At 66.0% G+C, this 18,404-nt stretch carries 15 protein-coding genes, 1 tRNA gene and 1 pseudogene; 12 read left to right on the top strand and 5 right to left on the bottom strand.

All coding sequences use genetic code 11. The features are described from left to right. Positions 1 to 62: 62 nt before the first annotated feature. Together AC1DGP_RS20695 and AC1DGP_RS20690 are read left to right on the top strand one after the other, a co-directional pair. Entirely contained in the window at positions 63 to 1,721 is a 1,659-nt protein-coding gene (locus AC1DGP_RS20695; protein ID WP_476823927.1) for an OFA family MFS transporter, read from the top strand. Positions 1,722 to 1,960: 239 nt separating this feature from the next. After that, a complete protein-coding gene (locus AC1DGP_RS20690) occupies positions 1,961 to 2,347 on the top strand; it encodes an ArsR/SmtB family transcription factor (protein ID WP_476832478.1) in 387 nt (128 codons plus the stop codon). Positions 2,348 to 2,379: 32 nt separating this feature from the next. On the opposite strand, the gene AC1DGP_RS20685 is transcribed toward AC1DGP_RS20690, so the two are convergent. Together AC1DGP_RS20685 and AC1DGP_RS20680 are read right to left on the bottom strand one after the other, a co-directional pair. Next, positions 2,380 to 2,925: a carboxymuconolactone decarboxylase family protein gene (locus tag AC1DGP_RS20685; RefSeq protein WP_441491047.1), complete on the bottom strand. Its 546-nt coding sequence runs from the start codon at positions 2,923 to 2,925 to the stop codon at positions 2,380 to 2,382. A gap of 115 nt (positions 2,926 to 3,040) precedes the next feature. Next, the gene (locus AC1DGP_RS20680; protein WP_441508205.1) at positions 3,041 to 4,366 is read right to left on the bottom strand and encodes an aspartate aminotransferase family protein; all 1,326 of its coding nucleotides are present in this window, start codon (positions 4,364 to 4,366) and stop codon (positions 3,041 to 3,043) included. Between the two features lie 370 nt (positions 4,367 to 4,736). Between AC1DGP_RS20680 and AC1DGP_RS20675 the strand changes: the two genes are divergently transcribed. From AC1DGP_RS20675 to AC1DGP_RS20665, 3 genes are read left to right on the top strand one after another with little or no spacing between them, the layout of a single operon-like run. Continuing rightward, positions 4,737 to 5,882: a PspA/IM30 family protein gene (locus AC1DGP_RS20675; protein WP_476832477.1), complete on the top strand. Its 1,146-nt coding sequence runs from the start codon at positions 4,737 to 4,739 to the stop codon at positions 5,880 to 5,882. Next, a complete protein-coding gene (locus AC1DGP_RS20670; RefSeq protein ID WP_476776579.1) occupies positions 5,879 to 6,514 on the top strand; it encodes an OB-fold-containig protein in 636 nt (211 codons plus the stop codon). The genes AC1DGP_RS20675 and AC1DGP_RS20670 overlap by 4 nt, the downstream gene beginning before the upstream one ends. 24 nt (positions 6,515 to 6,538) lie before the next feature. Next, the gene (locus AC1DGP_RS20665; protein WP_476832476.1) at positions 6,539 to 8,224 is read left to right on the top strand and encodes a flotillin family protein; all 1,686 of its coding nucleotides are present in this window, start codon (positions 6,539 to 6,541) and stop codon (positions 8,222 to 8,224) included. A 91-nt stretch (positions 8,225 to 8,315) separates the two neighbouring features. On the opposite strand, the gene AC1DGP_RS20660 is transcribed toward AC1DGP_RS20665, so the two are convergent. After that, a complete protein-coding gene (locus tag AC1DGP_RS20660; protein ID WP_441508209.1) occupies positions 8,316 to 8,936 on the bottom strand; it encodes an LbetaH domain-containing protein in 621 nt (206 codons plus the stop codon). A 168-nt stretch (positions 8,937 to 9,104) separates the two neighbouring features. Between AC1DGP_RS20660 and AC1DGP_RS20655 the strand changes: the two genes are divergently transcribed. The 7 genes and pseudogenes from AC1DGP_RS20655 to AC1DGP_RS20625 all read left to right on the top strand — a co-directional run bounded on the left by AC1DGP_RS20655 (position 9,105) and on the right by AC1DGP_RS20625 (position 16,073). Continuing rightward, positions 9,105 to 9,178 (top strand) — tRNA-Gln (locus AC1DGP_RS20655). A gap of 81 nt (positions 9,179 to 9,259) precedes the next feature. Then, positions 9,260 to 9,916: a VOC family protein gene (locus AC1DGP_RS20650; RefSeq protein ID WP_476769894.1), complete on the top strand. Its 657-nt coding sequence runs from the start codon at positions 9,260 to 9,262 to the stop codon at positions 9,914 to 9,916. A gap of 181 nt (positions 9,917 to 10,097) precedes the next feature. Further along, positions 10,098 to 11,261, top strand: a complete 1,164-nt coding sequence (locus tag AC1DGP_RS20645; protein ID WP_441508211.1) for a patatin-like phospholipase family protein — start codon at positions 10,098 to 10,100, stop codon at positions 11,259 to 11,261. A gap of 57 nt (positions 11,262 to 11,318) precedes the next feature. Next, positions 11,319 to 12,089, top strand: a complete 771-nt coding sequence (locus AC1DGP_RS20640) for an acetoacetate decarboxylase (protein WP_476769896.1) — start codon at positions 11,319 to 11,321, stop codon at positions 12,087 to 12,089. Positions 12,090 to 12,459: 370 nt separating this feature from the next. Continuing rightward, positions 12,460 to 14,181, top strand: a complete 1,722-nt coding sequence (locus AC1DGP_RS20635; protein ID WP_476832475.1) for an autotransporter-associated beta strand repeat-containing protein — start codon at positions 12,460 to 12,462, stop codon at positions 14,179 to 14,181. Further along, a pseudogene (locus AC1DGP_RS20630) lies at positions 14,139 to 14,441 on the top strand (autotransporter-associated beta strand repeat-containing protein); the annotation flags it as partial. The gene AC1DGP_RS20635 and the pseudogene AC1DGP_RS20630, both read left to right, overlap by 43 nt. A 30-nt stretch (positions 14,442 to 14,471) precedes the next feature. Beyond that, a complete protein-coding gene (locus AC1DGP_RS20625) occupies positions 14,472 to 16,073 on the top strand; it encodes an autotransporter family protein (RefSeq protein ID WP_476832474.1) in 1,602 nt (533 codons plus the stop codon). Between the two features lie 132 nt (positions 16,074 to 16,205). On the opposite strand, the gene AC1DGP_RS20620 is transcribed toward AC1DGP_RS20625, so the two are convergent. After that, a complete protein-coding gene (locus AC1DGP_RS20620; RefSeq protein WP_441508214.1) occupies positions 16,206 to 17,354 on the bottom strand; it encodes a Gfo/Idh/MocA family protein in 1,149 nt (382 codons plus the stop codon). Next, positions 17,351 to 18,400 carry a sugar phosphate isomerase/epimerase family protein gene (locus AC1DGP_RS20615; RefSeq protein ID WP_441508215.1) on the bottom strand — a complete coding sequence of 350 codons (1,050 nt, stop codon included), beginning with the start codon at positions 18,398 to 18,400 and terminating at the stop codon, positions 17,351 to 17,353. The genes AC1DGP_RS20620 and AC1DGP_RS20615 overlap by 4 nt, the downstream gene beginning before the upstream one ends. Positions 18,401 to 18,404 lie beyond the last annotated feature (4 nt).

The raw sequence follows: 18,404 nt of genomic DNA, 5'->3' as shown, positions 1-18,404 counted from the left end.
TGTCGGAAGAAGCCGGTGCGGAAACCGGCCAGGACGCCAAACGCTCGGGGAGAATGACTGGGATGAGCATCGCACAAGATCTGGGGCAAGTCGCACCGTCGCCCGGCCTGCTGGACCGGGAGCGGATCATCGCGACTGCGGGGTTCAATCGCTGGCTGGTGCCGCCTGCGGCGCTCTGCATCCATCTATGCATCGGCATGGCCTATGGTTTCAGCGTGTTCTGGCTGCCGCTCAGCCAAGCGATCGGCATCACCAAGCCCGTCGCCTGCGCGGCGGATGTCGGGCTGATCGGCTCGCTGTTCACGACGAGCTGCGACTGGAAGGTCGCCGATCTCGGCTGGATGTACACGCTGTTCTTCGTGCTGCTCGGCTCTTCGGCAGCGATCTGGGGTGGCTGGCTCGAACGCTCGGGCCCGCGCAAGGCTGCCTTCGTCTCGGCGCTGTGCTGGTGTGGCGGACTGCTGATCTCGGCCCTTGGCGTCTACACCCACCAGCTCTGGCTGATGTGGCTGGGCTCGGGCGTGATCGGCGGCATCGGACTTGGCCTTGGCTACATCTCTCCGGTTTCGACGCTGGTGAAGTGGTTCCCGGACCGGCGCGGCATGGCGACCGGCATGGCGATCATGGGTTTCGGCGGCGGCGCGATGATCGGCTCGCCTCTGGCTGACATCCTGATGAACTATTTCAAGACGCCGACCTCCGTCGGTGTCTGGCAAACCTTCGTCGTGATGGCCGTGATCTACTTCGCCTTCATGATGGCAGGTGCCTTCGGCTACCGCATTCCGCCCGCCGGCTGGCGCCCGGAAGGCTGGACGCCGCCGGCAACGCAGAACGCGATGATCACGTCCGGCCATGTCCATCTCAAGGACGCGCACAAGACGCGGCAATTCTGGCTGATCTGGGCGGTGCTCTGTCTCAACGTCTCCGCGGGCATCGGGGTGCTCGGCATGGCGTCACCCATGCTGCAGGAGATTTTCGCGGGATCGCTGATCGGCAAGCCCGAGATCGGCTTTGCCGCGCTCGATGCCGAGCAGAAGAAGCAGATCGCGACGATCGCCGCGGCCTTTGTCGGCCTGCTCTCGCTGTTCAACATCGTCGGCCGCTTCTTCTGGGCCTCGCTGTCGGACAAGCTCGGGCGCAAGCTGACCTATGCCACCTTCTTCGGCCTCGGCATGCTGCTCTACGGGCTCTCGCCCTGGGCGGCGCATGCCGGCTCGCTGGCGCTGTTCGTCGGCTTCTTCTGTATCATCCTGTCGATGTATGGCGGCGGCTTCGCGACGGTTCCGGCCTATCTCGCCGACATGTTCGGAACCCAGTTCGTCGGCGCKATCCACGGGCGCCTGCTGACGGCCTGGTCGACGGCCGGCATCGTCGGCCCGGTGGTCGTGAACTACATCCGCGAGGCGCAGATCAATGCGGGCGTGCCCCGTGCGCAGGTCTATGACCGGACGATGTATATTCTGGCCGGCATGCTGGTGCTGGGCTTTATCTGCAACCTGCTCGTGCGCCCCGTTGCGACGAAATGGTTCATGAAGGACGCGGAAGTCGCCGCCCTCCAGGCCAAGTCGGCCAATGCCAGCGCCAGCCTGCATTACGGCTCCTTCGGCATCGGTAAGGGCGGGCTCGACGGCACGGCGCTGCTCGCCTGGGCCGTCGTCGGCATCCCGATTGCCTGGGGTGTCTGGATCACCCTGTCCAAGTCGCTGGCGCTGTTCCGGTAACCGACAGGATTCGGACGTGACCGTCGAGGCCTGCGGCATGCCGCGGGCCTCGATCCGTTTGGGGCGTGCCGGCCAAGGAGACAGCTCTCCGCCCTCCCCGTTATTCAGACGGAAATACAATGCGATGTCTTGGCTTCTTCGTTAGAGTCATGAAGTAACGGTTGCGCGCAAATCGTCCTTCCCAGCGATGGCCTGGAAGAGCTGCGTGGACAACGACCTGCCCGGTCGGTTATATTCCAATGGATATAGCGAACTTCCTGATCGCGCGACCATTGGGTGCCATGCCGGACGACAGAGCGACCTCCCTCCCGGAACCAGCCGCGACGCTGGAAGCCAGGGCCTTGCAGGCCAGCGAGCTGTTCAAGGTCCTGGCTCACAAGAACCGGCTGAAGCTGCTCTATCTGCTTGCAGAGCAGGAACGCTCGGTCGCGGAACTCGAAACCGCCCTGTCCCTGAGCCAGGCCATGGTCTCCCAGCAGCTGACCCGCCTGCGGCTTCAAAGTATCGTGTCGACGCGCCGCGTCGGCCGGCGGATCTTCTACCGCCTGAACGACCGCGGCGTCGGCGCCGTGATCGCGGCCACCCTCGATGCGACGGCTGCGCATTGGACGAAAGCTCACGCCTGATCGAGGCGCGCGCAAAGGCCGGTCTAGTCCTGCTACGCGCCGGACAAGGGCCGTTCCGCCATTTCCGTTGCGACCGGCCCGTCGATCGGCGTGTCGTAGGTCATCAGGATATAGCCGAGCACGGAATAGAATCCGACGGTCGCGATCAGGTCGAAGACCGCCTTGCGCCCGAATGCCTCCGCAAGCTCGGCCTCGAGTTCGGCCGGCAGGCGGCGCTGATCGAAGAGCGCGTCGACAGCGCGGGCGACCAGCCCGTCCTCGCCCTCCGGCATCCCGCGCATCGCGGCGATACGCGCATCGCTCATCCCCAAAACCCGGGACCGGCTGACATGATGGGCCCATTCATAGGGCGAGCCCATCCGGTGCGCGGCGCGCAGGATAACCAGCTCCGAACGCACGGCGCCGAGCGCGCTGTCCCTCACCACATGCTGGCGTAGCGCAGCCCAGGCCTTCAGCAGCTCCGGATGATGGGCCATCGTCCGGTAGACATTGAGCGCGCCGGCAAAACCGGTTCGCATCTCGGCAATCTGGTCCGGCCAGCCGGCGTCAGTGATCGGTGGGCAAGGAGAGTTCGTCATTGTCAATCTCGTTGAAGGCAGCGCCGGAGGATGCCGGTTCTGAAAATCACTGGCCCGAAAAAGTTCCGGTTTTTGGGACCGATGCAAACACGGAAAGGCTGAAGCATCGGGCCAGTCAGCTGCGCACCGCTGCCTCGATCGCCGCGCCGATCCGCTCGACGATAAGGTCGATCTCGTCAGGCTGGATGATATAGGGCGGTGCAAGCAGCACATGGTCGCCGAGCCGCCCGTCCACTGTGCCACCCATCGGATAGCTCATCAGGCCGCGCGCCATCGCCTCCTTCTTGATCCGGGCATGCAGATTCAGGGCCGGATCGAAGGGGGCCTTGGTTTCCTTGTCCGCAACGATCTCGATGCCGCGGAACAGACCGCGCCCGCGGATGTCGCCGACATGGGCGTGCTGGCCGAGCCGTGCGTCGAGCCCAGCCTGCAGGCGCTCGCCCATCAGGCGGACGTGTCCCATCATTTCCGGCTGCGAGATGATCTCGACGACCTTGTTCGCCGCCGCCGCCGCGAGCGGGTGGCAGATATAGGTATGACCATGCTGGAACAGCCCTGAGCCCTGGGCGAAGGCGTCATAGATCCGCTGCGACAGCAGCACGGCGCCGATCGGCTGATAGCCACCCCCCAGCCCCTTGGCGATGGTGGCGAGGTCGGGCGAGATGCCGTCCTGCTCGCAGGCGAACATCGTGCCGGTGCGGCCCATGCCGCACATCACCTCGTCGAGGATCAGCAGCACGCCGTATTTGTCGCAGACGCGGCGCACCCTCGCGAAATAGTCCGCGACCGGCCCGACAGCTCCCAGCGTTGCGCCGACCACCGGCTCAGCTACGAAGGCGATCACCTCTTCGGCGCCGAGTTCGAGGATCTTCGCCTCCAGTTCGTCGGCGAGCCGTTCGGCATAGGCTTCGGACGTCTCGCCTGGCCTGAGGTCACGATAGGCATAGCAGGGCGAGACATGGTGGCTCTGTGGCAGGATCGGCTGGAACTGCGCCCGCCGCCAGGCATTGCCGCCGGCCGCGAGCGCGCCGAGCGTATTGCCGTGATAGCTCTGCCGGCGGGCGATGAAATGGCGGCGCTGCGGCTGGCCGATTTCGACGAAATATTGCCGCGCCATCTTGAGCGCCGCTTCGACCGCCTCCGAACCGCCCGAGACGAGATAGACGTAGTCCAGCCCTGCTGGCGCCAGGTCGATCAGGCGCTCCGCAAGCTCTTCCGCGACATCGGTGGTGAAGAAGGAGGTGTGGGCATAGCTGATGCGGTCCATCTGGGCGCGCATCGCCGCAAGCACCTCCGGGTGGCCATGGCCGAGGCAGGAGACGGCGGCCCCACCGGAACCGTCGATATAGCTGCGCCCCTCGGCATCCGTGATCGTGATGCCCTGCCCCGCAACCGCTCGCGGTAGCCGCCCATTCAGGGAGCGATGAAGAATCCTGGTCATCCTGGCTTCCGGGTTAGCGTGGCCCCGCCGCCCTCACCGCGGCCTGCAATTCATGGCACAGGGCAGCAATCGGCGCACGTCGCCAGACACCGGTGCCAACAGAGTATCCTGCGGCGCGACGCGCCATACTCTTGTTGAGCACCGAGTCCTGAAGGTCTCTCTGTATGTATTGCGAAAGAGGGGCCTCGCGCCCGCGCTGCTGGCGATATCAGGGTGCTCTTGGCGGCATCCCCGGCGCATCTGCGCCCGCATTTTCCCTCTTCCGGGCGAGCACCTGTTCCGCATCGGCGCCCGGCCGTATTCATGACCGGCGCACCAACGGCAGGTCATAGCTGACGTTACGTAGGCGTCCCTTGAAAGCACAAAGGAAGTGCTTTATATCCTCGGCATGGTTTCGCGCTATCAGTCGACCATGAGCTACGTCCTGGACCCCTCGCCGGACGACATGCGCGCGATCCGCGCAACGCTCGCGGATTATGCCGAGATGATGCGCATTCTCGACGAGATCGAACGTGATCGCGGCGCCAGTGCAAATCTCGTCGCCCTGCACGAGCAGGCTTACGCCACCATCCGCGAACAGACGCGGTTACCGGCGCGGCTGGTGACGCTCGGCCTGCGGGATCACGCAGGCCGAACCAGTGGAACCGTCGTCGCCGACCTGCCGCTGGATGGGCGGCTCTATGCCATCAAGACCCCCACGCATCTGAGCCTCTCCACCATCGAGGGGCGCAGGCTCATTCCCTATTCTGTTGCCGGCTACGTACCTGGTTGGTCGGATCACGCCGAAGCACGGCTTGTGCTGCGGGATGACGAGACTCTCATCCTCGTCGGCATCGCTGCTGCCATCACACCGAAGGAGACCGTCATGGCCACCGAAGGAATTTTATCGCGCATCGGGCGTATCATCGCGGGCGCCGCCCACGGGACCGTCGATGCACTTGAAGGCGCCAACGCCATCGTCACCGTCGAGCAGTCGATCAGGGAGATCGACGCGGTCGCGGAGGATGCGCGGGCGGGCGCCGGCAAGGCACGCGCCGAAGAGCACCGCCTCAAGGCGAAGATCGCCGAGATCAACGACGAGATCGAGGATCTCGCAGGGAAGATCGAGATCGGCCTGGCCAGCGGGCGCGAGGATCTGGTCACACCCGTCATCGGCCTGCAGATCGACCTGGAGGCACAGCGCTCGGCGCTGGAGACGGCGCTGGCTGAGGCTGCCGGCAAGATCGAGGAGGCGGGCAAGGCCCTCCAGGCTGTCAACTCCGCCCGGCAGGATGCCGTTGCCCGGCTCGCCGCCCTGAAGGAGAGCAAAGGCGCGGAGGATGCGAGCCAGGGCGTGAGTGCCTCGGTCCGCAATGACAACCGACTGGCCCAATCGCTGAACGCGATCGAGCGCGTCACCGGTGTCTCCGGGCGGCCGGAGACAGGCGTCTCCGAGGTCGAGGAACTGGCCCGCCTGCAACGAGAGAGGGCAATCCAGGAGCGGCTGGCCCGCTATAAAGGGCACAGCGGTTCATGAGCGCACTGACTGCGCCGGGCCTCTATCCCTTCACGATCGCTGCGCTGATCCTCGTCGGCATCGTCGCCATCGAGATCCTCGCGATGGTCGTGGGGATGTCGATCTCGTCGCTGGTGAATGACGGGCTCTCCCATCACGGCGTCCATAGCGAGCACGGCCCGCTCGATGCCTGGATGTCCTGGCTCAACCGGGGCGGCGTGCCGCTGCTCGTGCTGATCATGATCTGGCTGGCCTCGTTCGCCATCGCCGGATTCGCCATTCAGGGCGTGGCCCAGGCGCTCCTTTCGCCGCTGCCGACACTGTTTGCCAGCCTGCTCGCCGTGATGGTGGCGCTGCCGACGACACGTGCGCTGTCGCGTTGGACGGCGCGGATTATCCCGGGCGATGAATCCAACGCCATCAGCCAGTCCGACCTGATCGGGCTGACCGGCACGGTGACGCTCGGCCCGCTCGACCAGGGCAAGCCGGGGCGGGTCCGTGTCAGGGACCTGCACGGCAACATCCACGTCCTTCGGGCGAAAGCCGCCGCGGGCCACCTCATCCCGCAAGGGGCGAGCGTTCTGGTGGTCGATGGTTCCAATGGGTTGTTCGAGGCCATTCCTGCGCCCGATGAGCTCGGCGCGCAGACCTGAAGCTGGATAAGGGGAAATACGTTCATGGACTATGTTTCCGTCCTCACGATTGCCGGAACGGCGATTGTGCTCATCATCGGCATCGGCGTGGTCATGGCGGCGCTCTATACGCGCTCGACCCGGGACAAGGCCTATGTCCGTACCGGCCTAGGCGGCAAGCGGGTCGTCCTCGACGGCGGGTCCGTGATCCTGCCGATCTTCCATTCCTATTCCTGGGTGCAGCTCAGCACGTTGCGCCTTGAAGTTCACCGCAGCGAAGGCGAGTCGCTGATCACGGCCGATCGCATGCGCGCCGACATCACCGCGGAGTTCTACGTGCGGGTGAAACCGGATGCGGACAATATCTCCCTGGCGGCGCAGACGCTGGGCGACCGCACCAACAATGCCGACCTGCTGAAGACCCTCGTGGAAGCCAAGTTCGTCGACGGGCTGCGCTCGGTTGCCGCGACCATGAGCCTGAAGGACCTKCAGGAAAAGCGCTCTGACTTCGTGAAGGCGGTGCAGGATGCCGTCGCGGCCGACCTGCAATCCAACGGCCTCGAGCTTGAATCCGTCTCGCTCACGCGGCTCGACCAGACCGACATCAAGCATTTCAACCCCAACAACACTTTCGACGCCGAGGGTTTGACCGCGCTGACCCGCGTCACCGAGGAGCGGCGCCGCGAACGCAACGAGATCGTGCGCGAGAACGAGGTGGCCATTGCGACGAAGGACCGTGAGGCAACGCTGCAGCGCCTGACGATCGAGCGCGAGCAACGCGACGCCGAACTCAACCAGCAGCGCGACATCGTCAACAAGACGGCAGAGACGCGCGCGGAACAGGCCCGTGCGGAGCAGGCCGCACGCCTGGCCGAGGAGACGGCCCGGCTCGAGACCGAACGTGGCGTCGCCAAGAACGAGGCAGAGGCGCGCCAGGCCAAAGAGACCGCCCGCATCACGGCCGAGCGCGGCATCGCCGAAAGCGCGGCCGAAGCGACGCGCATCACCGAGACAGCCAGGATCGACGCCGCCATCGCCGTTGCACAGAAGAGCGAAGCCGAGTCACAGGCCAAGGCCAAGGCGGAGGAAGCCAAGGCGGCAGCCGTCACCGCCGAGGAGCAGGTCGCGACCGCGCGCGCCGTCGAGGTCGCCGAACGCGCCAAGAAGATCGCCGTCATCGACGCTCGCAAGGATGCCGAGCAGGCCGCAACCGGTATCACGGTCAAGGCCGAGGCCGAACGCGAGGCCGCCGAGAATCTCGCTGCGGCCATGCTGACCAAGGCACAGGCCGAGGCCGAGGCCGCCAAGGTTCGTGCGGGCGGCATCATCGAACTCGGCGAGGCGGAGGCGAAGCGCGAGCGTGCGCTCAACGAAGCCCGCAATTCGCTCTCGCCGCAGATGGTCGATTTCGAGCTGACGAAGCAGCGCATCGCCGTCATTCCCGAAGCTCTCGCGCAGGTGATGAAGCCGATAGAGAAGATCTCCGACATCAAGATCTTCAGTGCGGGCGGCCTGCTCGGCGCTATGGGCGCTGGCGGCGCAGGATCGGCCGGACATGGCGGCCCGATCGCGGACCTCAGCAGCCAGCTCCTCAGCTATGGCGCGCAAAAGCCGATCGTCGATGCGATACTGGCCCAGGCCGGCTTCGCAGGCGATGATCCGGTGCATGCCTTACTCGACGGAACGCAACGCCCGACCGCGCTTCCCGCAGCCGAAGGCGGGGCGGCGTAAGCGACCTTTGCGCCGCGCAGCCCTTGCGAGCGCCGCTCGGTCGAGGGGCACAAGGCGGCGGCTCAAGCGTCCGGCTTTGACCGCCCCTCCCTCAGAGGCCGGGAGCCTGATCGACAAGCGTCAACCGGGGGATTTTGGTCCCCCGGCCGATGATCGCGCCGGGCGCGATGACCGCGTTCGCGCCGACCCGCACGTGGTCCCCGACGAGCGCCCCGAACTTCTCGACGCCGGGCTCGACGACCCCTCCGCCAAAGACGAAGCGAATAGCCTTCGTCTCCCATTCGTTACGGTGGTTCGCGATGATCGCACCCGCTTCGAGATTGACGTCCGCACCCAGGATCGAGTCGCCGACGAAGTTGAAATGCGCGAGCGTGGCCCCCTGGAACAGGAAGCTCGACTTGAGCTCGCATCCGGGCCCGATGATGCAGCCCTCGTCCAGGAACACGCCGCCACGCAGATAGGCGCCGGCGGCCAGGAAGCAGCCCGGCCCGATGATCGCGGGCCCCTTCAGGACAGCCCCGCTCTCGATGGTCGCGGTCCGGTGCACCGCGATATCGCCTTCACGCCTGTAATCGTCATCAAGAGCGCTGAGCGCCGCTCCGACCAGTTCCGCGGCCCTCTGGGTGATCTGCCAGGCGTGTTGAGCGTCCTGCCGGAATGGCGAAACCGGCCAAAGCGCGACGAATTTCTCGATCCGCAGATCGGCAGACATGGCGTCTCCTCACTCTCTCGATCCCTTCGCTGGCCGAGGTCAGCATCGCAACGCCAATTGCCGTTGATGTGCAGCCGCGAGCCATGCAACACTTTGTATTCAGACCGGACCGAGGACGCCTGGTGTATTTCTCCGCGCATAGTGCCGGGCGACAACAGGGTTAGACGATCCCGCTTCGTCTAACGGCAGGACACCTGATTCTGGCTCAGGGAATTGTGGTTCGAATCCATGAGCGGGAACCACCCCAAATACATCGTCAGCCGGCATTCCCGGTTTCCGGACTTGACCGCGTTCCGAACAATCGTGAACGAAACCCTACCCCCTTGCCCGCTGGCCAGGACATGCTGACGCTCGACCATCTCACCGTGATTGCGCCGACGCTGGTCGAAGGCGTCGCCCATGTTCGATCCTGCCTCGATCTCGATGTCCCTTTCGGGCAGCGCCATGGCTATATGGGCACCTATAATCACCTGCTGCAGCTCGGCGGGACCGTCTATCTGGAAATCGTCGCGCTCGACCCGGATGCGCAAGGGCCTGGCCGCGCACGCTGGTTCGGCCTCGACGATCGCATCGCCGTCAAAGCCGATTGGGATGCGGGGCGCCGCCTGCGCGGCTGGGTCGCGCGAACCGACACCATCGACCTTGTCCTTCAAGGCCGCGAAGACATCTTTGGGCGAAAGGTCTCGCTGCCATGGTCCGCCCCCTCCTTTGACTTCGCGATCCCGGATGACGGCGCCCTGCCCCTTGGCGGAGCAGCCCCTTCCCTCATCGACAGGCGGGGCAAGCCGCGCGCGATGGCTGCGATTGCGGATCTGGGTGCACGGCTGCGCTCATTCACGCTCGCACACCGTGACGCGGCCACCCTCTCGACGCTCTATGAGACGCTCGGGATCGACCGTCCGCCTGTCATCATACCAGGCGATGATCTGCGCTATCGTGCGCTGATCGAAACGCCAGCCGGCGTGAAGGAACTGTCCTGAGCGAGCGAAAAGCCCGATCCCATCGGACTGGCGCTGTCCCCAACCGGGAGAACAGCCAAGGCCCGTTCGCCCCGATCTGCAGCTCTTGAAACCCATCAACCCGCATGAAAATCTGAACCAATCGCAGAGCGGTTCAATGCAAGATGCCTGGCCATTGCGCCCCATGAACAAGGTACGCCGCATGCCCAAACGCCCACCGTTCGAGCGTATCGCGCTGCTTCTGCAAGGGGGAGGAGCGCTCGGGTCGTATCAGGCCGGAGTTTACCAGGCCCTGGCCGAAGCCGAACTGCATCCTGACTGGGTGGCGGGCATCTCGATCGGCGCGATCAATTCCGCCCTGATCGCCGGCAATCCGCCGGAGAAGCGCGTGGATGCGCTGCGTGCCTTCTGGGAGGCGATCACCGCGCCGCTGCCGGGTTTCCCCGCCTTGCTCTCGTCCATGCTGGGAGCGATGGCGTGGAATGGTGATCTCGCGCATGGCTGGCTCAACCAGACGCGCGCCTTCGCCACGCTGATGGGCGGCGCGCCGGACTTCTTCAGCCCGCGCCCGATCCCGCCCTTCCTGTCCTCGGATAGCGGTGCTGCTGCAGAGAGCTTCTACGATGTCAGCCCGCTCAAGGCGACGCTGGAGCGGCTCGTCGATTTCGATCGCATCAATGCCGGCCCGATGCGCTTCAGCGTAGGAGCCGTGAATGTGAGAACGGGCAATTTCGCCTATTTCGACACGGCGACCCATGTCATCGCGGCCGAGCATGTCATGGCCAGCGGGGCCCTGCCCCCGGGTTTCCCCGCCGTCGAGATCGATGGCGAGAGCTACTGGGACGGCGGACTTGTTTCCAACACTCCGCTGCAATGGGTTCTGGACAGCCGGCCTCGCCAGGACACGCTCGCATTTCAGGTCGACCTGTGGAGCGCGAAGGGCGAGTTTCCCAAGGATCTGGCCAGCCAGGATTCGCGCTTGAAGGATATCCGCTTCTCAAGCCGCACACGTGCAGCGACCGACCAGTTCCGGAAGAACCAGAGCCTGCGACGCGCGCTGCGGCATCTGATCGAATACGTTCCGAAAACGGCATTGGCCAACGCCGATCCTGACGTTCTCGCGTTGATCGCCGAGGCCGACGACAAGATCCACAACATCGTCCACCTGATCTACCGCTCCAAGAGCTATGAGGGCTCCTCCAAGGACTACGAGTTTTCGCGCGCGACCATGGAAGAGCATTGGGCATCGGGCTACGAAGACGCGTGCTTCACCCTGAGCTATCCCGAAGTGCTTCGGCCCGCGGAGACGCCCGATGGCGTCGCCACCTTCGATCTGGCTGAACTGGCGATGCGAAAGCGCAGTTAGTGGCTTGCGAGCATGTCGCAGCAGGCTTCAGGCAACGAGCAACGAGGACACAGCGTCATGAAGATCGCCGATGTGCGCGCCAATGCTTTCGCGATGCCACTGAACAATCCCGCCTACCCGAAGCCGCCCTACAAATTCTACAACCGCGAATTCGTCGTCATCAACTACCGGACGGATATCGAGCGGCTGCGCGCGTTCGTGCCCGAGCCGCTGGAGGTCATCGGCGATACCGTGGCCTATGAGTTCATCCGCATGCCGGATTCGACCGGCTTCGGCGACTATACCGAGACGGGTCAGGTCATCCCGGTGCGCTTCACCACCGCGTCGGGCGAGGTCCAGGAAGGCGGCTATGTCCACGCCATGTATCTCGACGACAATTCACCCATTGCCGGCGGGCGCGAGATCTGGGGCTTCCCGAAGAAACTCGCGACGCCGAAGCTGACGCATCAACAGGAGACGCTCGTCGGCACCCTGCATTACGGCTCGGTCCTCTGCGCGACCGCCACCATGGGCTACAAGCATCGCGAACTCGATCTGGCGCCGCTTGCCAAGGCCATGGCCAAGCCCGCCTTCATGATCAAGATCATCCCTCATGTCGACGGTTCGCCGCGCATCTGCGAGCTGGTGCGCTACTACATGGAGGACGTGACGTTGAAAGGGGCCTGGTCCGGCCCGGCCGCGCTGCAGCTCTTCGAGCATGCGATGTGTGACGTGGCGCGGTTGCCCGTTCACGAAGTGGTCTCGGCGAGCCACTACATTGCCGACCTGACGCTGGGCCTCGGCGAGGTCGTGTTTGACTACCTCGCGACCGACGCAGCCAAGGCCTGAACGGCGATCCGTTCGGCGCGGCGAGCGCGCGGCGGCGGATGGGAACAGCGTTTCAGTGTCGGAAACATCCTGGCTCCCTTGTCGAAGAGCTGCGGGACCGTCACCCCACGCGGAATAATCGACACTGCCGTGGTGGCCCGGCGCGCTGTTTCAGTCCGCCCGTGGGTGGTGGATCAGAGCGATGACGAGCAAGCAGTCGTTGTTGCAGACGGCGGCCGCTCCAAGATAGCGAAACGGATCGGTTCCGACGCAACGCCGCCTCATTGAGACAAGTGCAGTGAAGATGCCGAAACGTCAGCATTCACGGTAAGTGTTGCTGATTTGTATCTGCGCTCAGCTTCCGTATTCCCGCGGATAGTTCTCGTCAACAATGGCTATTCACCATTCGTTTTTTGGTCCTTTGCTCGGTGACGACGGGGCCAGCGGACGAATCGCGTTGGACGGTGCCTTTGGGGGGCGCAGCATGAATTTCTGGGCATCGACTGCGCGCCAGGCGCCTGCAGTAAGCGCGAACTCGGGCATGTCTACGGGCCGCGAACACCACCATTCCGGCATACGGCGGGCCTGGTTGGCCAGCGTATCGGCGCTCGCCATGCTCGGAGCCCTGGCGGCAACGCCGGCATTGGCGATCGATGTCGCGAACCAGAGCGACTGGAACGCGGCCGTGGCGGCCGTGGCCGCGGCGGGCGCCGGCTCCACGACCACGATCAACATCACCAATGGCTTTACGCTGACGAGTTCGCTCGCCCAGCTGCAGGCGAGCAACGCCAATGTCACGGTGAACATTACCGGCAACAACCAGGCGATCGATGGTGCGGCGGCCTTTCAAGGCATTCAGGTCAATGGCGCCAATGCGCCGACCGTCAACATCTCCAATCTCGCGATCACCAACACCGCCGCGCGCGGCGGCAAAGGCGAGAACGGGTATAACGGCTATTACAGCGGCGGGCTCGCGTATGGCTCGGGCGGCGGCGGGGGCGGCGGCCTCGGTGCGGGCGGAGGCCTTCTGGTCGGCAGCGGCGCCATCGTCACGATCGCCGAAGTCAGCTTCAGCGGCAATGCGGCGACCGGCGGTGCGGGCGGCAATGGCGGCGTGGCACAGAACGCGGCGGCAGATCCAGTCAATGGCGGCAATGGCGGCGCCGGTGGCGCAGCCAATAATGGCGGCGCCACCGGCGGCGGCGGCGCGGGCGGCCTCGGCGGCACCGGCGGCCATGCCTGCATGCAAGGGACCGCGGGCACTGCGGGGGCATCATTCGGCGATGGCGGCGGCGGCGGCGGCGGCTCCGGCACAACCAGCAGCACGGCCTATACGCCGAACAACAATGGCGGTGCAGGCAATGCGAATGGCGGCAATGGCGCACAGGGCGGCGATGGCGTTACCAACAACAACGGCTCGCAAGGCCCAGGCTCGGATGGCGGCTCCGGCGGCGCGGGCGGCGCGGCACGCGGGGGCGCGATCTATGTCGCCACCGGCGGCTCGCTGACCATCCTCGATTCCTCGATTTCGGGCGTCTCGGTCACCGGGGGGACTGGTGGCACTCAGGGCGTCGGACAGGGCCCGAGCAGTTTCAGCGGGTCGCCCGGCGCAGCCGGCAGCGTCAGCGGCGCTGCGATCTACCTCAGCGGCGTGACGGCGAATATCGGCGTCTCGAGCGGGACGGTGACCTATGGCAGCTCTATCGGCGGCACTGGCCTGATTAGCGGCGGCGTTTCCACGGCGCTCAACAAGACCGGCGCGGGCACCCTCGTATTGTCCGCCGCGAACGACTTCACCGGCAATATCGCCATCAGCGGCGGCACGCTCTCGATCGGAGCCAGCAACAATCTTGGCAACGCCGCCAACGACCTGGTGCTCTCGAACGGCGGCACGCTGGCGGTCACGGCCACCACCACGCTGGCGGCGGCGCGGACGTTCAGCATCACCGGTTCCGGCGGCATCGACGTGGCCAGCGGCGCGACGACGACGCTGCAGGGCGTCATCTCGAACGGCTCCTCCGCCGGGAGCCGGTCAAGGCCGGCGGCGGCACGCTCACACTTTCGGGCGCCAATACCTATACCGGAACGACCTTCATCAATGCTGGCACCCTGACCATCACCGGCGGCCAGGCGATCAGTGACGCCGGGCGTGTCGAGATCGCCAGCGGCGCGACCCTCGATGTTGCACAGAGCGAGACGATCGGCTTCCTGTCGGGTGTTACCGGCGCGCAGGTCATCATCGCCAGCGGCCAGACCCTGACGACCGAGGACAACACCGGAGCGGTCTTTGCCGGGGCGATCTCCGGCGCGGGCAGCCTCAAGCAGAACTTCGCGGGTACGACGACGATTTCGGGCACCAGCACTTATACGGGCCCGACATCCGTGACTGTCGGAACGCTGGTGGTGAACGGCTCCATCGCCTCATCTTCCAGCTTGACCGTCAATGCGGGCGCTACGCTCGGCGGCTCTGGCCAAGTGCCCGGCACCACAGTTTACGGCACGCTCGCGCCTGGCAATTCGCCCGGCACGATCACGGTCAACGGCAACCTGACGCTCGGCGTCGGCTCGACCTACATTGCCGAAGTGCAGGGCGCGGTCTCCGACCGGGTCAACGTCACCGGCTCGGCAACGCTTGCCGGCACGCTGCGGATCGTGCCGCTGGGTGGCCCCTACACCTTCAACAGTGCCTATATCCTGCTTTCGGCGGCCGGCGGCCGCAGCGGCACATTCGGCACGACCGATGTCACCGCGTCCTTCGGCGACGGCGTTTCCAGCGCGGTAAGCTACACCGCAAATGACGTGCTCCTGACACTGACGCCCAAGGCGATGACGACGCTCGGCGTCACGGCTCCGCTGAACGCCTATTCCGTGGCCGCAGGCCTCGACCGGGCGGTGGCGGGTGGGGCCGATCCGTCGGCGCTGTTCGGCATCTACAACCTGCCGGCGGCTGCGATCCCCGGGGCGGTGAACCAGCTTTCGGGCGAGGCCCATACCGCCGCACCGGCGATGGCGGTCTCGGCCGCCGACCAGTTCCTGCGCGCGATGCTCGATCCCTTCGCGGCGGGCCGCGGCGCGGCGGCGCCTGCTCCCGGCGCAGCCTCCTTCTCCGGCCTCGACCGCAAGGGTGCTGATTGGCTGGCCCCGGCAGCGCGGCTCGACAGCCCGGCCTATACCGTCTGGGGCGCGGCCTTCGGCTCGGTCGGCCGCAGCGATGGCTCGGCCCGAACCGGCTCGGCCAAGCGCGATCTCGACGATGCCCATCTCGCCGTCGGCGCCGATTTCAGGATCATGCCCGGCACGGTTGCGGGTTTTGCGGTCTCCGGCGGCAGCGCCCGGTCCTCGCTCGCCGGCGGTCTCGGCAAGGCCGAGGCCGATGTCTTCCAGGCCGGCCTGTACGGCACGACCCGGCTCGGCCCGCTCAACCTCGCTGCTGCCTTCGGCTATGGCCGGCTCGAGAACGAGATCAAGCGCAGCATCCCGGTGCTCGGCAGCGCGCTCTCCTCGTCCTATGCCACCACCGCCTGGAGCGGCCGGCTGCAGGCGAGCGCCGCCGTGCTGGACTGGAACGGCCTGACGCTCTCGCCGCTGGCGGCGCTGCAGGCGATCCAGGCGCGCAGCCCGGCGCTGACCGAGGCGAACTGGGCCGGCGCCAATGCCGGCGCGCTCAACGTGGCCCGGCGCAACGACATCACCTCGCGCAGCGAGCTTGGCCTGCAGCTCGACTATGCCAGCGGGCTGAACGGGCTGCCTGTCGCCGGCTATCTCCGGGCGAGCTGGGCGCATTACTACCAGCGTGACGCCAACCTCTCCGCCTCGATCGCCGGCCTGACCGGCTCAGGCTTCGCGGTCGAGGGTGCCAGGCCCGCCCGCAACAGCGCGCTGCTCGCCGCCGGGCTCGACCTCAGGCTCAGCCCCTCCGTCACGCTCGGCGCCCGCCTCGACGGCGAACTCTCCGGCTCCACCAACCGCCTCGGCGGCCAGGCCCAGATCAGGGTGAGCTTCTGAAAGCAACCCACTGCAGCAATGAGCTGTTCCCGCCAAGGCACCTCACCGAAGCGAACGCCCAGACCAGCGCCAGGGGGAGCTTTGAAACTCCCCCTGATCCAGCCGCACGCGGCTCGCAGGGTGGCAGCTCCTTCAGCCCTTCAGTTTCGTCCAGCGCGCGTTTGCCTTCGATGAGGCGACCGCGGCCTCGATGAAGGCCATGCCCCGAAGCCCGTCCTCCAGCGTCGGGAACGTGCAGTCGCCAGGGATGGGTTGTCCGGCCTGGCGCGCCCGGATGGCGGCGGCGGCCTCCCGGTAGATCGTGGCGAAGGCTTCGAGATAGCCTTCGGGGTGCCCGGCGGGGACACGGGTGACACGTTGCGCTGCCGCATTGGCGCCGCCGGAGCCGCGCGTGACGATGCGCTGCACCTCGCCGAAGGGCGACCATTTCAGCTGATCGGGCTGTTCCTGCGCCCATTCGAGCCCGCCCTTGTCGCCATAGATGCGCAGCCGCAGGCCGTTCTCATTGCCCGGCGCGACCTGGCTCGCCCAGAGGCTGCCGCGCGCACCATTCTCGTAGCGCAGCATGACCTGGACATTGTCGTCGAGACGCCTGCCGGCCACGAAGCTGGTGAGTTCGGCCGAGATCTCCGTCACAGCGAGCCCCGAGACGAAGGCCGCCAGATGAAACGCATGCGTGCCGATATCGCCGATCGACCCACCGGCACCGGAGCGTGCCGGGTCGGTGCGCCATTCCGCCTGTTTCTGGCCGGTCTGTTCGAGCGCCTCCGTCAACCACTCCTGCGGGTACTCGACCTGGACGACCCGGATGCGGCCGATCTCGCCGGCTGCGACCATCGCCCGGGCATGGCGGACCATGGCATAGCCGGAATAGTTATAGGTCACCGCGAAGACCACGCCCGCACGGTCCGTCGCCGCCTTCAGGCCTTGCGCCTGCTTCAGGCTCGTCGCCAGCGGCTTGTCGCAGATCACGTGGATGCCGCGCTTCAGGAAGGCGAGCGCGGCGGGAGCGTGCATGTGGTTCGGCGTGACGATGGCCACGGCTTCGATGCCGTCGCGACGTCGCGCTTCGGCCCGCGCCATCGCCTCGAAATCGGCATAGACCCGCGCCGGGTCGAGACCGAGCGCAAGGCCCGAGCGCAGCGCCTTTTCGGGCGTGGCGGAGAGCGCCCCTGCGAGAAGCTCGTATTCGCCGTCGAGACGCGCCGCCATACGGTGCACCGCGCCGATGAACGCGCCCTCGCCGCCACCCACCATGCCGAGCCGGATGCGCGCATTCATCGGGTGAGCCCCAGGAGTTTGCCGTTGGTCGCACTGTCGGCGCCGCTCGCGGCGAAATCGTCGAAGGCCCGTTCGGCCCTGCGGATCATATGGCTGCGGATGAACGCAGCACCTTCGGCTGCTCCCTGTTCGGGGTGCTTCAGGGCGCATTCCCATTCGACGACCGCCCAGCCCCGATAATCGTACTGGGCCAGCCTCGAGAAGATGCCGGCGAAGTCGACATGCCCGTCGCCCGGCGAACGGAAACGGCCGGGCCGCTCGACCCAGCCCTGATAGCCGCCGTAGACGCCGGAACGGCCGGTCGGGTTGAGCTCGGCATCCTTGACGTGGAAGGCCCGGATGCGCGCGTGGTAGATGTCGATGAAGGCGAGATAGTCGAGCGCCTGCAGCAGGAAATGCGAGGGATCGTAGAGGATGTTGGCGCGTCGATGCTCACCAACCGATTCAAGAAAACGCTCGAAGCTGATGCCATCATGGAGATCTTCGCCGGGATGGATCTCGTAGGCGAGATCGACGCCGGCCTCGTCGAAGGCGTCGAGGATCGGAGTCCAGCGTCGGCCCAGTTCCGAAAACGCTTCCTCGATGAGGCCCTGCGGCCGCTGCGGCCATGGATAGACATAGGGCCAGGCCAATGCACCGGAGAAGGTGGCATGCGTGGCGAGGCCGAGATTCCGCGAGGCCTGGGCGGCAAGTTTCAGCTGGTCCACGGCCCAGGCCTGCCGCTCGGCAGGCTTGCCGCGCAGAGCTGCCGGCGCAAAGCCGTCGAAGAGCAGGTCATAGGCCGGATGCACCGCGACCAGCTGGCCCTGGAGATGGGTCGATAGCTCGGTAACCTGGAGGCCATGGCGATCGAGCCTGGCGACGATGTCCTCGCAATAGGATTTCGACTGCGCCGCCTGCGCCAGATCGAACAGCGCCGGATCGTTGGTCGGGATCTGGACGCCGACATAGCCATGCCCGGCCGCCCAGCCGGCAAGACCATCGAGACTGTCGAAGGGCGCCGTCGGGCCGACGAACTGCGCGAGGAACAGGGCTGGACCTTTCATCGTC

It is taken from the genome of Allobosea sp. 05T433, from assembly GCF_056396065.1.
Note: the sequence above shows the minus strand (reverse complement) of the source record. Positions and strands in the feature narration are given on the sequence as shown.

Bases quoted from the DNA above. Each gene is read 5' to 3' on its own strand.
- AC1DGP_RS20645 (WP_441508211.1), top strand. From the start codon at position 10,098: ATGCCCAAACGCCCACCGTTCGAGCGTATCGCGCTGCTTCTGCAAGGG.
- AC1DGP_RS20685 (WP_441491047.1), bottom strand. From the start codon at position 2,925: ATGACGAACTCTCCTTGCCCACCGATCACTGACGCCGGCTGGCCGGAC.
- AC1DGP_RS20635 (WP_476832475.1), top strand. From the start codon at position 12,460: ATGGCTATTCACCATTCGTTTTTTGGTCCTTTGCTCGGTGACGACGGG.
- AC1DGP_RS20660 (WP_441508209.1), bottom strand. From the start codon at position 8,936: ATGTCTGCCGATCTGCGGATCGAGAAATTCGTCGCGCTTTGGCCGGTT.
- AC1DGP_RS20670 (WP_476776579.1), top strand. From the start codon at position 5,879: ATGAGCGCACTGACTGCGCCGGGCCTCTATCCCTTCACGATCGCTGCG.
- AC1DGP_RS20680 (WP_441508205.1), bottom strand. From the start codon at position 4,366: ATGACCAGGATTCTTCATCGCTCCCTGAATGGGCGGCTACCGCGAGCG.
- AC1DGP_RS20615 (WP_441508215.1), bottom strand. From the start codon at position 18,400: ATGAAAGGTCCAGCCCTGTTCCTCGCGCAGTTCGTCGGCCCGACGGCG.
- AC1DGP_RS20640 (WP_476769896.1), top strand. From the start codon at position 11,319: ATGAAGATCGCCGATGTGCGCGCCAATGCTTTCGCGATGCCACTGAAC.
- AC1DGP_RS20620 (WP_441508214.1), bottom strand. From the start codon at position 17,354: ATGAATGCGCGCATCCGGCTCGGCATGGTGGGTGGCGGCGAGGGCGCG.
- AC1DGP_RS20690 (WP_476832478.1), top strand. From the start codon at position 1,961: ATGGATATAGCGAACTTCCTGATCGCGCGACCATTGGGTGCCATGCCG.